At 48.8% G+C, this 16,271-nt stretch carries 13 protein-coding genes; 9 read left to right on the top strand and 4 right to left on the bottom strand.

The window, feature by feature from the left end:
* Nucleotides 1-135: 135 nt before the first annotated feature.
* The 5 genes from M2137_RS04630 to M2137_RS04610 all read left to right on the top strand — a co-directional run bounded on the left by M2137_RS04630 (nucleotide 136) and on the right by M2137_RS04610 (nucleotide 8,594).
* A complete protein-coding gene (locus M2137_RS04630; RefSeq protein ID WP_280765296.1) occupies nucleotides 136-2,238 on the top strand; it encodes a tetratricopeptide repeat protein in 2,103 nt (700 codons plus the stop codon).
* A 271-nt stretch (nucleotides 2,239-2,509) separates the two neighbouring features.
* Entirely contained in the window at nucleotides 2,510-3,421 is a 912-nt protein-coding gene (locus M2137_RS04625; RefSeq protein WP_280765295.1) for a helix-turn-helix domain-containing protein, read from the top strand.
* Between the two features lie 39 nt (nucleotides 3,422-3,460).
* Entirely contained in the window at nucleotides 3,461-4,063 is a 603-nt protein-coding gene (locus M2137_RS04620) for a hypothetical protein (protein WP_280765294.1), read from the top strand.
* A 284-nt stretch (nucleotides 4,064-4,347) separates the two neighbouring features.
* Nucleotides 4,348-7,566, top strand: coding sequence for a carbamoyl-phosphate synthase (glutamine-hydrolyzing) large subunit (gene carB / locus M2137_RS04615; RefSeq protein ID WP_280765293.1), 3,219 nt, complete (start codon nucleotides 4,348-4,350; stop codon nucleotides 7,564-7,566).
* Between the two features lie 143 nt (nucleotides 7,567-7,709).
* On the top strand, nucleotides 7,710-8,594 hold the full coding sequence (locus tag M2137_RS04610) for an aldo/keto reductase (RefSeq protein WP_280765292.1): 885 nt from the start codon (nucleotides 7,710-7,712) through the stop codon (nucleotides 8,592-8,594).
* Between the two features lie 17 nt (nucleotides 8,595-8,611).
* Here the strand turns inward: M2137_RS04610 and M2137_RS04605 are convergent, their stop codons facing one another.
* A complete protein-coding gene (locus tag M2137_RS04605; RefSeq protein WP_280765291.1) occupies nucleotides 8,612-8,830 on the bottom strand; it encodes a (4Fe-4S)-binding protein in 219 nt (72 codons plus the stop codon).
* 17 nt (nucleotides 8,831-8,847) lie between these two features.
* A complete protein-coding gene (locus M2137_RS04600; RefSeq protein ID WP_280765290.1) occupies nucleotides 8,848-9,135 on the bottom strand; it encodes a GNAT family N-acetyltransferase in 288 nt (95 codons plus the stop codon).
* A 132-nt stretch (nucleotides 9,136-9,267) separates the two neighbouring features.
* Here M2137_RS04600 and M2137_RS04595 point away from each other — a divergent pair, with 132 nt between their 5' ends.
* From M2137_RS04595 to M2137_RS04580, 4 genes are all read left to right on the top strand, one after another.
* Nucleotides 9,268-10,986 carry a B12-binding domain-containing radical SAM protein gene (locus M2137_RS04595; RefSeq protein WP_280765289.1) on the top strand — a complete coding sequence of 573 codons (1,719 nt, stop codon included), beginning with the start codon at nucleotides 9,268-9,270 and terminating at the stop codon, nucleotides 10,984-10,986.
* Between the two features lie 12 nt (nucleotides 10,987-10,998).
* Nucleotides 10,999-11,790, top strand: a complete 792-nt coding sequence (locus tag M2137_RS04590) for an SAM-dependent methyltransferase (protein WP_280765288.1) — start codon at nucleotides 10,999-11,001, stop codon at nucleotides 11,788-11,790.
* Between the two features lies 1 nt (nucleotide 11,791).
* Nucleotides 11,792-12,355: a cob(I)yrinic acid a,c-diamide adenosyltransferase gene (locus M2137_RS04585; RefSeq protein WP_280765287.1), complete on the top strand. Its 564-nt coding sequence runs from the start codon at nucleotides 11,792-11,794 to the stop codon at nucleotides 12,353-12,355.
* 76 nt (nucleotides 12,356-12,431) lie between these two features.
* Nucleotides 12,432-12,653, top strand: coding sequence for a DUF2795 domain-containing protein (locus M2137_RS04580; RefSeq protein WP_005633363.1), 222 nt, complete (start codon nucleotides 12,432-12,434; stop codon nucleotides 12,651-12,653).
* Between the two features lie 85 nt (nucleotides 12,654-12,738).
* Here M2137_RS04580 and M2137_RS04575 read toward each other — a convergent pair whose 3' ends face one another.
* Nucleotides 12,739-13,959 carry a LysM peptidoglycan-binding domain-containing protein gene (locus tag M2137_RS04575; RefSeq protein ID WP_280765286.1) on the bottom strand — a complete coding sequence of 407 codons (1,221 nt, stop codon included), beginning with the start codon at nucleotides 13,957-13,959 and terminating at the stop codon, nucleotides 12,739-12,741.
* A gap of 214 nt (nucleotides 13,960-14,173) precedes the next feature.
* Nucleotides 14,174-16,270, bottom strand: a complete 2,097-nt coding sequence (gene recG, locus M2137_RS04570; protein ID WP_280765285.1) for an ATP-dependent DNA helicase RecG — start codon at nucleotides 16,268-16,270, stop codon at nucleotides 14,174-14,176.
* Nucleotide 16,271: the final 1 nt, after the last annotated feature.

Raw genomic sequence — 16,271 nt, 5'->3', positions numbered from 1 at the left:
CTTCATTAACAATTCCTAATTCACAGGGGATTATTCCGAAGAAACCGTTTATTTCTCTATTTTTGTCCCTAATTCGTACGAATACTGAATTTATTGGTCTGAAAACAGACTGCCGAATACAACAAGGGATACTGCATGAAGAAGATTTTGCTTTTGTGTGTTTTATGGCTGAGCTGCCTCTCGCTCTGGGGGCAGGTGAATACCGAGCGGGTGACAGCGATTGGTCGGAATGCGCTCTACTTTGAGGATTATGTCCTTTCTATACAATATTTCAATCAGGTAATCAAAGCAAAACCCTATCTGGCAGAGCCCTATTTCTACCGCGCCGTGGCTAAGATCAACCTGGACGACTTCAAAGGGGCGGAAGACGATTGCACACTTTGCATCGAGCGCAACCCCTTCTTAGTGCAGGCCTATTATGCCCGTGGCATTGCCCGCCACAATCAAAACAAACTGGCAGAAGCCATCGAAGACTACAAAAAAGGATTGGAATACCGGCCGGAAGACCGGGGTATGCTGGTGAACCTGTCGGTAGCCTATATCCAACAAAAAGAGTTTACCCAGGCGGAAGAAACTTTTGAGAAACTGATGGCGGCTCATCCACGTGAATCAATGAATTACATGACTCGTGGAGCGATGTATATCGAACAGGGCGACACCCTGAATGCGTTGGCCGACTACAATAAAGCTGTCGAGATGGATCCCTACTACGCACCAGCTTACGGGAACCGGGGTATTCTGCGCTACCAGACACACGATCTGGAGGGCGCCTTGGCCGACTTCAACGATGCTATCCGATTAGACACACGACAAAGCGGCTACTTCATCAATCGCGGATTGGTGCGTTATCAGATGAACGATCTGCGTGGAGCCATGGCCGACTACGACCAGGTGGTAGCTATGGATAGCCGAAACCTGATTGCCCGTTTCAACCGGGGATTATTGCGCGCCCAGGTGGGCGATACCAACCGCGCCATCGAAGACTTCGATGTGGTGATCGAACTGGAACCCAACAACTTCATGGCTTACTACAACCGCGCGCTCTTACGCTACGAAACCGGGGATATGCGCGGGTCGATCAACGACCTCAATGTGGTACTGGCTGAATATCCCTCGTTTATTGACGGATACTACACGCGTGCCGACGCCAAACGCCGTATGAACGACCTGGCCGGATCTGATCGCGACTTCTGGGCGGCCATCAAATTAGAAGAACAAATGTCGCAGGGAGGAACCATCCGCTCCGCCGCACATACCGCTCAGAAAAAAGAGGACGATCCCCAAGAAGAGAGCCAGGAAGACAAGACACGGGAGCAATCGGATAAGACGATCGAAAAGTTCAACCGTTTGGTGGTGTACGACAAAGAGGACGAATGGCAAAACAAATACCAGAGCGATATCCGGGGAAGGGTGCAGGATCGTAACGTTCGCGTCGACCTGGAGCCCCTGTTTATCCTGACTTATTATGAGAAACCGGATCCGGTGAAGAAGCTTGTTTATTACGATAAAACGGTGGAGGACTTCAACAACCGCCAACTATTGCCGCGCCTGTTGCGCATCACCAATGAGGAGGCACCATTGAACGAGGCACAGGTGGCAGTTCATTTCAACTCCATCAACCAATTATCACAACAAATCCAGCAAAACCCGCAGGATGAAGCGGCCTATTTCGCCCGTGCCATCGACTATATGCTGGTACAGGACTTCCAAGAAGCTATGTTGGACTACGACCGGGTGATTGAATTGGATCCCAGCTTCAGTATGGCCTATTACAACCGGGCAGTGGTACGCTATAAACAAATGGAATATGAGATGTCGACATCGGCAAACAGCCAGTTGGATCTATCGCCCACCAGCATGACACTCAACAGCGGAAGAAACCAACAGGCACAGACCATGCAAGACCAGACGGCGTTGAAATCCCTGGAGAACCAACGGTCGTACGCGCATGAAAACATCGTAAGAGACTACGACAAGGTGATCCAGCTTAACCCTGATTTTGTCTACGCCTGGTTCAACCGGGGCAACCTGCGTTGCGCCCAACGCGACTACCGGGCAGCCATACTCGACTACAACGAGGCTATCCTGCGCAACCCCACTTTCGCCGAAGCCTATTTCAACCGGGGACTGGCTCGTCTCTCTCTGGGAGATACCACGCAAGGCATTACCGACCTGAGCAAAGCCGGCGAACTGGGCATCATCAATGCCTATAACATCATCAAGCGAATGACGAACTAAGTCGGCAGCTACTACATCCGATTAACACAACAAAACCCGGGAGTTTTCTATCGTCGATGCGCCTCGACAGTACTGTCCATGCCCTTCGACAGTTCTGTCCATGCGCTTCGACAGTACTGTCCATGCCCATCGACGATAGAATGATGGTGGGATTCCAACATGATTCATTGCATTTTTCTTCATTATACTTATATATGTAAAAGAATTGAGCCTGATTTATTCAGCTTTTTGAGGATTAAAGTTTACATTTGTTTTATTAAACAAATCTATCATGAGAAAACTATCTGTTGTTGAAATATCCGATCTGGCCCGGAACACCATTACGTTCCGTAATTATAAGAACAAACTGGGTATAGGCGACCTGGGGAGCGGAGGTATCTCCTTGGACGATATGCAACATGTCGACCTGACATCGCCCATGCGGCTGAATGCCCTATTACTTATTCTGATCACCGAAGGGCATGCCAATGTCTCGTTAGATAATGTCCCGTATGAATTGTCGGCTCATAGCTTCCTGTTTATTATGCCGTCGCATATCACACAGATAACCTATACCAGCCCTGACCTGCGGGGTAAACTCCTATTGGCCGACCTGGCTTTCCTGGAAGAATGTAAGCCGGAAACGATCAATCCCTCTCTGGTGAATTATATGCGGCTGCGCAAAAATCCCCATATCCGCCTGGAAGAGGCGGAGGTCGGTTTCTTAGATAATCATATAGAGATGTTGAAGAAGAAGCTCTCGGAAAAGGAACATTTTTTTCAGCAAGAGATAATTCATATCACTTTTATGGCGCTGTTATTAGAGATGGTGAATATTGTATTGAAGCGGAAGGATTACATCGTGGAGAAAAGGATGACGCGTAAGGAGGAAATCGTGAACAAATTCCTGCAACAGCTATTGAGAAATTATCAGGAGGAGCATGCCATTGGCTTTTATGCCGATCTATTATGTATCACGCCGCAGTATCTCTCTTCCGTACTGAAAGAGCTGACCGATAAAACAGCCAGTGAATGGATCGACGAGGCGATCCTTTCCGAGGCGCGTGTCTTGTTGAAATCACCTAAAATGACGGTGCAGGAGGTATCCATTCAGTTGAATTTTGCCGATCAGTCTACTTTCGGAAAATTTTTCAAGAAGCATGTAGGTATGTCGCCTTCGCAGTATAAAAAGGAAGTTTTTTAATTATATTTGCATTGCAAACCATACAATCAGACAAAACCAATGGATACACACACTTTGTTAATCCTGGCCATCATATTCTTTTCCGTGCTGTTTTTCCTATGCAATGCTATTTCACGCCGTCGCTATTATAAGTTGCGTCATGAACTGGATATGAAAGAAAAGGAGCTTGCCCATCAGCGTATCTATGACCAGGAGGAGTTGATGAATAAACTGATTGCCTCCCGCCAGGAATTGCATAACCGCAACGAAGAATTGCGCCGCCAGTTGCGAGAAATCCAACATCAACCGGAAAAGGTGACCGACCTGAAAAAGGTGATGGAGATGCTGCATCCTTCTTTATTGACAACGCAGGAAGAGGAGCAATTCCGCCTGGGATTTAACTCGTTGTATCCGACTTTTTTGCACCGCTTGCGTGAGATACTTCCTTCGATAACCAAAGGGGAAGAGTTGTTTTGTATGCTTGTCTCCCTGAATCAGACCAATGAAGAAATCGCCCGTACGTTGGGCATCAGCCGGCCGAGTGTGATCAAGATACGCTACCGCCTGCGGCAGAAAATAGATGATCCCCGGATTGATAATCTGGACGAATGGGTCAGGCAATTGGCACAGGAGACAAAGGCGCCGCAAAAGGGTGAAGCGTAAAAAGAGAAGAAGAAAAAGCCTGCCCGATTTGTGCGGAATAACAAGAATAATGTGTACCTTTGCCGAAATTTGAAAAAGAGTAGATGAAATATACGTGGCAAACGGATGACCCATACCTTTTCTCCGATCATGTGTCGGAACATACTGCTCTTTTTTCTTTTTGTCGGAAGGAGAGATATCTGATTCTTTCAGGGCTGCGTTAGTTTTTCTATCTAACGCATTTTTTTTGTCCGCCAACGACGATGGGTAAGGAGGTTAACAATCTTAAAAAAACAGAATATATTATGTCGAAAAGTGGTATTAAAAAAGTGATCGTTCTGGGTTCCGGTGCCCTGAAAATCGGACAGGCAGGTGAGTTTGACTATTCGGGTTCGCAAGCGTTGAAAGCCTTGCGCGAAGAGGGCATCTATACTGTGCTGATCAATCCTAACATCGCAACGATCCAGACATCGGAAGGGGTGGCCGACCAGGTCTATTTTCTGCCGATTACTCCCTATTTCGTGGAGGAGGTGATCAAGAAAGAGCGTCCCGACGGTATCCTGTTGGCCTTTGGCGGGCAAACGGCGTTGAACTGCGGAACGGAGATGTACACCAGCGGCACCCTGGCGAAATATGGCGTAAAGGTATTGGGAACCTCGGTGGAGGCGATCATGAACACGGAAGACCGCGACCTGTTTGTTAAGAAATTAGACGAAAAAGACATAAAAACCCCTATCAGTCAGGCGGTAGAAACCATCGCCGACGCGAAAGCAGCGGCCCTCAAAATCGGCTATCCGGTGATGATCCGTTCGGCTTATGCCCTGGGAGGTATGGGAAGCGGTATCTGCCAAAACGAAGAGGAGATGGTGGCTTTGGCGGAGAGCGCCTTTGCTTACGCGCCACAGATCCTGGTGGAAGAGTCGTTGAAAGGCTGGAAAGAGATCGAGTTTGAGGTGATCCGCGACAAGAACGACCATTGCTTCACGGTGGTAAGCATGGAGAATGTAGACCCGCTGGGTGTACATACCGGAGAGAGTATCGTGGTAGCGCCTACCTGTTCGTTGACCGACGAGGAGATAAAGAACCTGCAGGAGTTGTCTATCAGGACTATCCGCCACCTGGAGATTGTCGGAGAATGTAATATTCAATATGCTTACAGTTCGGAAACGGGCGATTACCGCGTGATCGAGGTAAATGCCCGCTTGAGCCGTTCGTCGGCTTTAGCTTCCAAGGCAAGCGGTTATCCGTTGGCTTTTGTGGCAGCCAAGCTGGCTTTGGGTTACGGATTGGATGAGATAGGCGAGATGGGAACCCCTAACTCGGCTTATAAAGCGCCGGAAGTTGATTATATCATCGTGAAGATCCCGCGTTGGGACCTGACCAAATTCGTAGGTGTTAGCCGCCAGATCGGCTCCAGCATGAAGTCGGTTGGCGAGATTATGTCGATCGGTAAGAGCTTCGAAGAGATCATCCAGAAAGGATTGCGTATGATCGGGCAGGGAATGCACGGCTTTGTCGGCAACAACGACCTGGAATTCGACAACCTGGACGAGGAACTGGCCAACCCGACCGACCTGCGTATCTTCGCCGTTGCCAAAGCTTTGGAAGCGGGATATACGATCGATCGCATCTATGAACTGTCAAAAATCAACCACTGGTTCCTGCGGAAACTGAAGAACATTGTAGACTATACCGCTGTACTGAGCGGATACAATAAGATTGAAGAGCTGCCTGAAGATATCCTTCGCGAAGCCAAACGCCTGGGATTCTCCGACTTCCAGATTGCCCGTTACGTAGAAAATCCGGAAGGTAATATGGAAAAAGAAAATATCCGCGTGCGCAACCAACGCAAGCGCCTGGGCGTTCTGCCGAGCGTAAAACGGATCAATACCATTGCCTCCGACAACCCCGAACTGACCAACTACCTCTACCTGACGTATGATGGCAGCGAACATGATATTCCCTATTATAAGAATGAGAAGAGCGTGATTATCCTGGGCTCGGGAGCTTACCGCATCGGATCGTCGGTTGAATTCGACTGGTGTTCGGTGAATGCGGCACAAACGGCTCGCAAGCTGGGGTATAAGTCCATCATGGTCAACTATAATCCGGAAACGGTTTCGACCGACTACGACATGTGCGACCGCCTCTACTTCGATGAGCTTTCGTACGAACGCGTACTCGACGTGATCGACCTGGAGACACCCAAAGGGGTGATCGTTTCGGTGGGGGGACAGATCCCGAACAACCTGGCGATGAAGCTGCACCGTCAGCAGGTGCCTATCCTGGGAACCTCTCCGCTCTCTATCGACCGGGCGGAAAACCGTCATAAGTTCTCCGGCATGCTCGATACGCTGGGTATCGACCAACCGCGCTGGGCGGAGGTGGTGAGCATGGATGAGATCGACTCGTTTATCAACGAGGTGGGCTTCCCCATCCTGATCCGTCCGTCGTATGTGCTTTCGGGAGCCGCGATGAACGTTTGCTACAGCAAGGAACAAATGATTGAATTCCTTGGTCTGGCTGCCAAAGTATCGAAGGAATACCCGGTGGTTGTGTCGGAATTCTTGCAGGGAGCGAAAGAGATTGAGTTCGATGCTGTCGCGATGAATGGCGAAGTGGTGGAATATGCTATCTCCGAACATATCGAGTTTGCCGGTGTACACTCCGGTGACGCTACGCTTGTCTTCCCGGCGCAAAAGATCTATTTCGAAACAGCGCGCCGCGTGAAGAAGATCGCTAAAACGATTGCGAAAGAATTAAATATCAGTGGTCCGTTCAATATCCAGTTCCTGGCCAAGAACAATGACGTGAAGGTGATCGAATGTAACCTGCGTGCCTCACGCAGCTTCCCGTTCGTATCGAAAGTATTGAAACGCAACTTTATCGAAACAGCTACTCGCATCATGCTCGATGCGCCCTATAGCCGTCCCGACAAGAGTGCCTTCGACATCGACTGGATCGGTGTGAAAGCCTCTCAGTTCTCGTTTGCCCGCCTGCATAAGGCCGACCCGGTATTGGGTGTTGATATGAGCTCGACCGGTGAGGTAGGTTGCCTGGGTGACGACTTCGACGAAGCATTGCTCTCCGCTATGCTTTCGGTTGGCAATGCCATCCCTAAGAAGAATATCTTAGTCTCTTCCGGAGAGGCAAAGAGCAAGGTAGACCTGTTGGAACCCTGCCGCATCCTGGCCGATAAGGGATACACGATCTACGGCACACATGGCACGGCACGTTTCCTCAACGAGAACGGCATTCCATCGCAGGAGGTAAGCTGGCCGGACGAATTGGGCGAAAACAACATCATGGAGATGTTCTCAGAGCATATCTTCGAGTTGGTGGTCAATATCCCGAAAGACCATAGCAAACGCGAATTGACCAATGGCTATAAGATCCGTCGTGCTGCGATCGACCACAATATTCCATTGATCACCAACGCCCGCCTGGCAAGCGCTTTTATCCAGGCCTTCTGTAACCTGGAAGAGTCGGATATCCAGATCAAGAGCTGGCAGGAATATAAGTAAGAAGAGTCCTTCTTACGGACAAAAATAGAAGGGACACAGCGTTTTATGTTAATATATATAAAACTCTGTATCCCTGTTTTTTATATTCGTATTAAAAGAGTAATTTCCCGCTCCTTTAGTTAAAAACCACAAGCAGTAAAGAGATGAATCGAAGGAAATTTCTCAAAACAGGTGTTACCGGCATCGCCGGATTTTCGATTGCTAATAGCAGTATAGCCGCTATGTCGGGCTGTACGTTTACCCGTGATATCACAGTCGATAAGGTGAAGTTGGGCAAATCAGGCCTGACCGTTTCCCGCATTGCCATGGGCACCGGTACGGTAGGGTGGAACAAACAATCCAACCAGACACGTCTCGGCATGGACAATTTTGTCCGCCTGGCGCGCCATGGCTATGACCGGGGCATTCGTTTTTATGACACGGCCGACACCTACGGATCCATACCCTATGTAGGAAATGCGATCAAAGGCCTTCCCCGCGAGAAGATCACCCTGCTTTCAAAGATCTGGACACATCCCGACGACTCCGACAAACGGGTGCCGGTGGCCCCGGAGATCGATCGTTTCCGGACGGAGTTCGGTACGGATTATATCGATATCCTATTGATGCATTTCATGAATAATGGTGATTGGCCGGATACCCGCCACCATTATATGGATGGGCTCTCGCGTGCCAAGCAGGATGGGATTGTCAAAGCGGTAGGGGTTTCCTGCCATAATATCGATGCGCTTAGGAAAGCGGCTGCCACCCCCTGGGTAGACGTCATCATGGCCCGTATCAATCCTTTCGGAACCAATATGGACGGCAAACCGGAAGTAGTAAAAGAGGCGTTGGCCTTGGCCCGCGAAAATGGCAAAGGAGTGATCGGCATGAAGATATTCGGAGAGGGGAAGCACGTCAAAGAGGACGAACGTGAACAGTCTATCCACTTCGCCCTGACCGAAAGTCATATTCATTGCATGACACTCGGACTCGAATCCATTGAGCAAATGGACGACGCCATCGACCGGGTGATGAAGTTCGTATAACTTATTATCTCCCTGTTTTATTCATTGTCCATTCGGTAGCTCAAAGCGCCTGATGGACATTGTTTTACCTGGTCGATCAGTTCGGCTGTCGTTGCATTTTCAATGGTAATCCAGGGGCGTTCCTGCGGACGATACACCTTGGGCAGCGTCTTCACGCAGATACCCGCATGGGCACATAAAGCAGGCTGCCATACGATGGTTATTTCACCATTGCTGTATTCATTTTTTTTACCCACGATTGAAGTCTCTTTATTTAATGAACGACAATCTTTTCCCATTCAGGATGTTTCTGGATATAAGAAACAATGAACGGGCATAATGGGACAGCACGCAGGTTGTTCTCGTCGAGATATTCTAATGTCTCTTTCACCAACTGGGTACCAATGCCCTGGCCTGCCAGTGACATGGGAACTTCGGTATGTGTCAGGAATACATCTCCTTCGGGAATCATAACAAATTCGATTAGCGGAGTATAGCCTTTTACGTTAAATTCAAATTGCTGCAAAGCATCGTTCTTGATCAATTCATATTGCTCTTCCATAAACTTGTTTTTTAAAATGTTACTTTTTCCTTTTTCTTTTTGTCCTTACACATTAATAACAAAGAAAAGTCGGTTTTGTTTTATGCGGTGAAACATTCTTTTACAAACGAACAGTTTCCTACATTTGCAGTCATGAAAGCCATTGTAGCTACATTAAACGCAAAATATATCCATACATCCCTGGCGCTTCGCTGGTTGTATGTTGCCAATAAAGACCGCCTGGATATCCGTTTCCGGGAGTTTACAATCAAAGAAGAAACGGAAAAGATAACCGACGAATTACTGGCTACCGGATGCGATGTGATCTGTCTGAGCGTCTATATCTGGAATGTTGAACGAACGGGTGAGATCATCCGCTGGCTGAAACAATGCAATCCGCGCCTGTTTATCATTATCGGCGGGCCGGAGGTGACCTACGAACCGGCGCATTTCCTGCAAGAATGGCCGGTCGACTATGTGATCAGTGGCGAAGGTGAGTTTGTGTTGGGCGATCTGATCGAAGCCCTTGCAAAGGGAGAAACCACCCTACCTCCCGGTGTCTCCTCCCGGGATCATATCAGCCAGACCGTTTGCCAGGCGGATATCACCCGCTTGGCACAGTTGCCCTCTCCCTATCAGTTGGAAGAAGACCGGGAAGAGCTGAAAAACCGCTTGGTTTATGTGGAGACCTCCCGCGGATGCCCCTACCAATGCCAGTATTGCCTCTCGTCGCGCGAGAAGGGGGTGCGCTACTTTCCTATGGATTATGTATTGGATAATCTGAAATATCTGATAGAAGCCGGGGCGCGGCAGATCAAATTCTTAGACCGTACCTTCAACCTGAACAAGGAACATACGCGGGCGATCTTCGAATTTCTGATCGACCATTACAGGGAAGGGCTGAGTTGCCAGTTCGAGGTCTATGCCGACCTATTGACCGATGAGATGATCGACTGGCTTAACGAGCGCCTGCCCACTGGTTATTTCCGCTTCGAAATCGGCATACAGTCCACCTACGAACCCACCAACCGGGCGATCAAACGCCAGCAGGATTTCCCGCTATTGGCTCATAATATCCGCCGTCTGATGGCTGGTGGCAAGGTAGTGTTGCATCTCGACCTGATTGCCGGCCTGCCCTATGAGACCTTCGACCGCTTTGTGCAGTCGTTCAACGAGGTCTTTGCCCTGGAGGGCGAAGAGGTGCAACTGGGATTCCTGAAAATGCTCCGGGGAACCAACCTGCGACGCGATGCCGACCGCTATGGCTATCAGTATGCTGCGCATGCCCCCTATGAGATAGTTGCCAACGACGCCATCTCCGCCACCGAGCTTCATCGCATCCACGAAGCCGAACATGCCTTGGAGAAATATTGGAACAGCGGACGTTTCAAAGCGACCATGCGTAAGCTTTTCTCCGACTATTACCCCGGGCGTTATTTTCAGCTCTTCGATGAATTGGGGCAGTATTACGAAGAAAACCACCTACCGCACCGGGGGTATCTGTTGGAAGACCTGTTTCGCCATCTCCACCACTTCCTGTTATCCAAAGGGATCGATCTTTATGATGCGCTGCGAACCGACTATTACAGCAATTTCACGCAGCGTCCCCGTGGCTACTGGATGCAGACAATCGACAAGAAGGAGCGCAAAAAGCTCCTGTACGCCATCGGCCAGGACAAGGAATTCCTACTCAGACACCGTCTGACTCGCCGGATCATCGAGAAACAAACAGCCATCGACCCACTCGATCAGCAACGCTACCTATTGACCATCTTCCCCGCCGAAGGAGAAAAAACAGCCCGCAGGGAAGTCATTTACCACAGAAAGTCGTTTGCTTTCTCTGCTTTTTTTACCTTTGCCGACCAGGAGTAAGGAGCTTCAAAAATGAAACGGTTCATAGGAAAACAGATACAGTCAAAGCATATTGCGCGCTACCGGCGGCTTTTCCGCACGAAGGGGCATGGCGTACATTCCCCGTTCGTATTTAATCTATTGACAAAGGTGATAGGCGAAAAGGGATCGTACTACCGCTTTAAGGAGATTGAATTGTTGCGTAAACGGCTGTTGCAGAACAAGGATATTGTGGTTTATCCTGATTCCCGTCGTCCGTTGAAAGAGCGAAAAACGACCGTGGGCGAACTGGTGCGCAAAGAGGCGGTATCGCCCAAGACCGGAGCCTTGTTGTTTCGCCTGACTCATTATTTTCGTTCGGAACGTATACTCCAGATAGGCTCCTCTATGGGGCTTTCCACCTTGTACCTTACCTCCTACGCACCCGACCTGCTTTCTGTCTCGCTGGAGCCGGAAGCGTCGCTGGCGGCTATCTCTCAATGGGTCTACGACGAGGCGGCGCGCACGGCTATCGATCAGAGGAGCGGTGACTTCCCGACACAGCTCGATGCGATTTTACAAACGTATGATTCCTTTGATTTTATCTTTTTTTGCGGTCGCGATGAACAATATGATACCCTTGAAGTGTTTAACAGGTGTAAAAAGCAATTGAGCCAGGAGGGTGTTTGCGTGATAGAGGGCATTCGTCGAACAAAAAAGCGCCTGGCTGCCTGGAAAACCATTTGCGAACAGCCGGAAGTGACGGTGACGCTCGATCTGTATAATATCGGGATCTTGTTTGTGAATCCTAAATGGCATAAACGACATTATAAACTTTATTATTGATATGGAAAAAAGCAGAATATATACCAAAGGAGGCGACAAAGGCATGACCTCGCTGGTTGGCGGGCATCGGGTGTCGAAGGCCGACTGCCGTATCGAAAGCTATGGTACGGTGGACGAACTGAATTCGTTCGTGGGGCTATTGATCACCTCGGTAGAGACAGAGGCAACGCGTGATTTCTTGCTGTTTGTGCAGCATAAATTGTTTACGATCGGCTCTTACCTGGCTACTGATCCCGAGAAGACCGAATTCCGGATAGAGAGCCGTGTCTCGCCGGAAAGTATCGAACGAATCGAAAAGGAGATCGACCGGATCGATAGTGCATTGCCGAAAATGAAAACATTTCTGCTCCCCGGCGGATCTCCTTCGGCGGCGCTGGCGCATGTCTGCCGTACGGTCTGCCGTCGTGCTGAGCGGAGAATTCATCGTTTGCGGGAGACGGCTGAGGTGGAAGATCCGGTGTTGATTTTCATCAATCGGCTATCGGATTATTTCTTTGTTCTCGGACGTGAGGAGAGTCTAAAAAATGGCGGAAAGGAAATAATTTGGGATAATACTTGTATCTAACGAATATTGTTATATTTTTGCGGAAAATTTGAAAATCAGATCACCCTTAACCGGTGATTATTAATACCGAAGAACTATGTATTGGACATTAGAATTAGCATCGAAGCTGGAAGACGCTCCCTGGCCTGCAACCAAGGATGAATTGATTGATTATGCTCAACGTTCCGGCGCACCTTTAGAAGTGATTGAAAACTTGCAGGAAATGGAAGATGAAGGTGAAATCTACGAATGCATGGAAGACATTTGGCCGGATTATCCCAGTAAAGAAGATTTCTTTTTCAACGAAGAAGAGTATTAATGATAAAGAAGTAAAGGCATAAAAAACGAGGTAACAGAAAGCTGTTACCTCGTTTTTTTTGGGATATGTTAATCAGTTTTACTTGTTATGAACAACGTAATGTGCGACCGAGACGCAGAATGGTATTGCGCTTGATGCCGTTCAGTTCACATAATTTGGTGATGGTCGTGCCATATTTCGTAGCGATAGCGCTTAAGGTATCACCCGATTGTATTTTGTGGTAAACCGGTTCGCCGGTAGCTTCTGTCTGAGCGTTATTGGCTTTGTTTTCAGGAAGTGAAGCAACTGCGGCAGGCGTAGCCTGTACTGTTGCCTGCTTCACGGTGGTTTGCGTAGAGGCTTTCACGGCGGTGCTGCTGGCAGTGCAACGGAGCGATTGGCCGATGCGCAGGGTGGTTGTGCTCTTGATGCCGTTCAGAAGACAAAGTTGATTAACCGTTGTTCCGTACATACGGGCAATCTTACCTAAGGTATCGCCCGATTTCACGCGGTGATATACCATCTGGGTGTCGTCGGATGTGTAGATATTGCTCTTGCGTCCGTTGATCTTTACGTTACGGAACACATACATATCTTTATGCGGAACCCCTTCGGTGAAGTCGATCAGGTCGGCCGGATCAAGCGCTTGCCCCAGGAAACGGGTCTCGAAGTGCAGATGGGATCCGGTAGAACGGCCGGTGTTTCCTCCCAAACCGATGGGTTGTCCGGCGCGGACGATATCGTTTTCGTTGGCAATAAACTTGGACAGATGGCCGTAAACGGTTTCCAGTCCGTTCGGATGGCGCAATACTAAGTAATAACCATAACCACTCCGTTGATAAGCCCGGATGCGGACTTTGCCATCAAAAGCGGCGCGGATCGTATCACCTGTTTGCACTTTCAGGTCGATACCCCGGTGCATACGGCGACCACGTGTGCCATATTTGGAAGTAACTTTTATCTGAGAATCAATGGGAATAATGAAAGAAGAGCAGTCTATCTGGCAGGAATCAGGAAAGATGGGTTTGACTTGTCCCTGAAAAGGGTCGACCCATTTGTTGTCCCAATGCGAACCGTACAGTTCTTCGGCCGGAAACATCAGGGATTCCCTTTGTATAAGCTGCGCTTTCTCGTTTATTTCGATTAATTCCTGCAGAGCGATGTCTTTTCTTACCGGCACTTTGTCGGCCATAAGTACGGAAATACGCTCTTCCATTAACTGGGTATGTGAAGTGAACTGGGTGCCTTCCTCATTCTCCACAGCTTGTGCCTGCGCGAATAAAGAAACTATGACTCCCCCGATGCTTAGTAGTACTTTTATCTTCATCTTATAATTTGAAATACTTTTCCCTAAAAATCGATCTTTTTCGACGCTGAATAGTAATAGATCGGTTTAATTGATGCACAAAGTACGCTAATTTGAAGAAGTATGCCAAGCGATTGTCTGTGAATAAATTGTAATTTTTCCGAAAGGAAGAAAGTGTTAGAAAATAAATAGTTTGATTTTCAGTCAGATAGAAAAGCGTATGTTTTATAACATATTAACTAATCATTCCCCAATTGGTCTTTTTATTGAAATGCTTTTTAAGGGTTTTGTTCAATAATCGGTTGGTTTCGGCCAACAAATCGGGGTCTTCGTTCAATATCTCCTGTGCGATATCGCGGGCATATTGCAGTATCTGTCCATCGGTTCCGAGGTTGGCAATTTTCAGATCGATGCCTTCGCCACTCTGACGGGTACCCTCCAGGTCGCCATGTCCGCGCAGGCGCAGATCGGCTTCGGCTATCTCGAATCCATCATTGCTATTGACCATTATTTCCAAGCGTTTACGGGAATCATCGCTCAGTTTGTAGGAGCTGACCAGAATGCAATAGGATTGTTCCGCTCCCCGGCCTACCCGTCCCCGAAGCTGGTGCAGTTGGGAGAGTCCGAAGCGTTCGGCGCTTTCAATTACCATCACGGAGGCATTCGGCACATTCACGCCCACTTCGATCACGGTGGTGGCCATCAATATCTGTGCCTCGCCGGAAACAAATAGTTGCATCTGTGCCTCTTTCTCCTTCGCCTTCATGCGTCCGTGTACCATGCAGACTTTCAGATCGGAGAATATCTCTTTAAATAGTTCGAAGTTCTCTTCTAAGTTTTTATAATCGGTCTTTTCGCTTCCTTCGATCAGCGGGTAAACGACATACACCTGGCGCCCCAATCCAATCTCTTTGCGCAGGAAGTCGAACAGTTCCGCCTTCTTATTGTCGTAACGGTGGAGCGTGCGGATCGGTTTTCGTCCCGGAGGCAGTTCGTCGATCACCGACACATCCAGGTCGCCATAGAGCGTCATCGCCAGCGTGCGTGGGATAGGCGTTGCCGTCATCACTAAGATATGTGGCACATCGATGCTTTTCGACCAGAGGCGCGAGCGTTGGGCAACCCCGAAGCGATGCTGCTCATCGATAATCGCCAGCCCAAGCGAAGCAAACTGCACCGTCTCTTCGATCAATGCATGGGTGCCGATCACAATCCGGATCTCGCCGGCGGCTATGGCGGGTAGGATACGAGTGCGTTCCTTTTTGGAGGTCGATCCTGTCAATAGGGCTACCTCTATGTCCATCTCTCGGAGGAATTCTTTTACGGTCGTATAATGTTGATTGGCCAATATCTCGGTCGGCGCCATCATGCAGGCCTGATAGCCATTGTCGAGTGCCAGCAACATCGCCAACAGCCCTACCAGCGTTTTTCCGCTACCCACATCGCCTTGCAACAGGCGGTTCATTTGTCGTCCGCTTCCCATATCGGCACGCATCTCTTTGATGACGCGTTTCTGGGCGCCGGTCAGTTCGAAAGGCAGGTGATTCGCATAGAAGGCATTAAAGTAATCGCCCACCTTCGAAAAAACAATCCCTTTCAGTTTCATCTTCCGCAGTTCGGCTGAATGAAGGATCTTCAACTGAATATAAAACAACTCATCGAACTTCAGGCGCAATTCGGCTGCTTTGAGTTTTTCAACCGATTCGGGGAAATGGATGTTCCGGATCGCCTCCGAGAGCGGCATCATCTTTATTTTTTGCAAAAGCCATGCCGGCAATGTTTCAGGCACCTCCCATTTGATGGTGCTGAGTAGGGCATATTGCAGGTTCTGTATCGCGCGTGAGTTGAGAAAAGACTTCTTCATCTTTTCCGATGTATTATAGAAAGGAGTCAGGCCGTTTGCCACCTGTTCGGCATGATCCAGCGGATCGATATCGGGGTGAGGTATGTTGATGATCTGCCCAAACTCGTTGGGTTTTCCGAAAACGATGTATTCGGTATTGGCTTTATATTTTTCCAGAATGAAACTCAATCCCTTAAACCAGACGAGATCGATATTGCCTGTCCCGTCGGTGAAGCGGGCGATCAATCGCTTGCCCCGTCCTTCACCCGTCACATCGAAGTAGAGAATCCGCCCCTTCAGTTGAATATAAGGCATATCTCCCGTAATCTCCGCGACGGTATAGAAACGGCTCCGGTCGATATATTTATAAGGGAAATAGTAAAGCATATCCTGAAAAGAAACCACGTTGAGTTCCTTTTGCAGAATTTCAGCCTTACGCGGGCCTACTCCGGGCAGGTATGTGATCGATCGTTTGTCGAGATCAAGCATA

The organism is Parabacteroides sp. PFB2-10 (genome assembly GCF_029893085.1).
Taxonomy (GTDB): Bacteria; Bacteroidota; Bacteroidia; order Bacteroidales; family Tannerellaceae; genus QVMG01.
The sequence above is the reverse complement of the archived record's forward strand: the minus strand, read 5'-3'. Positions and strand labels throughout refer to the sequence as shown.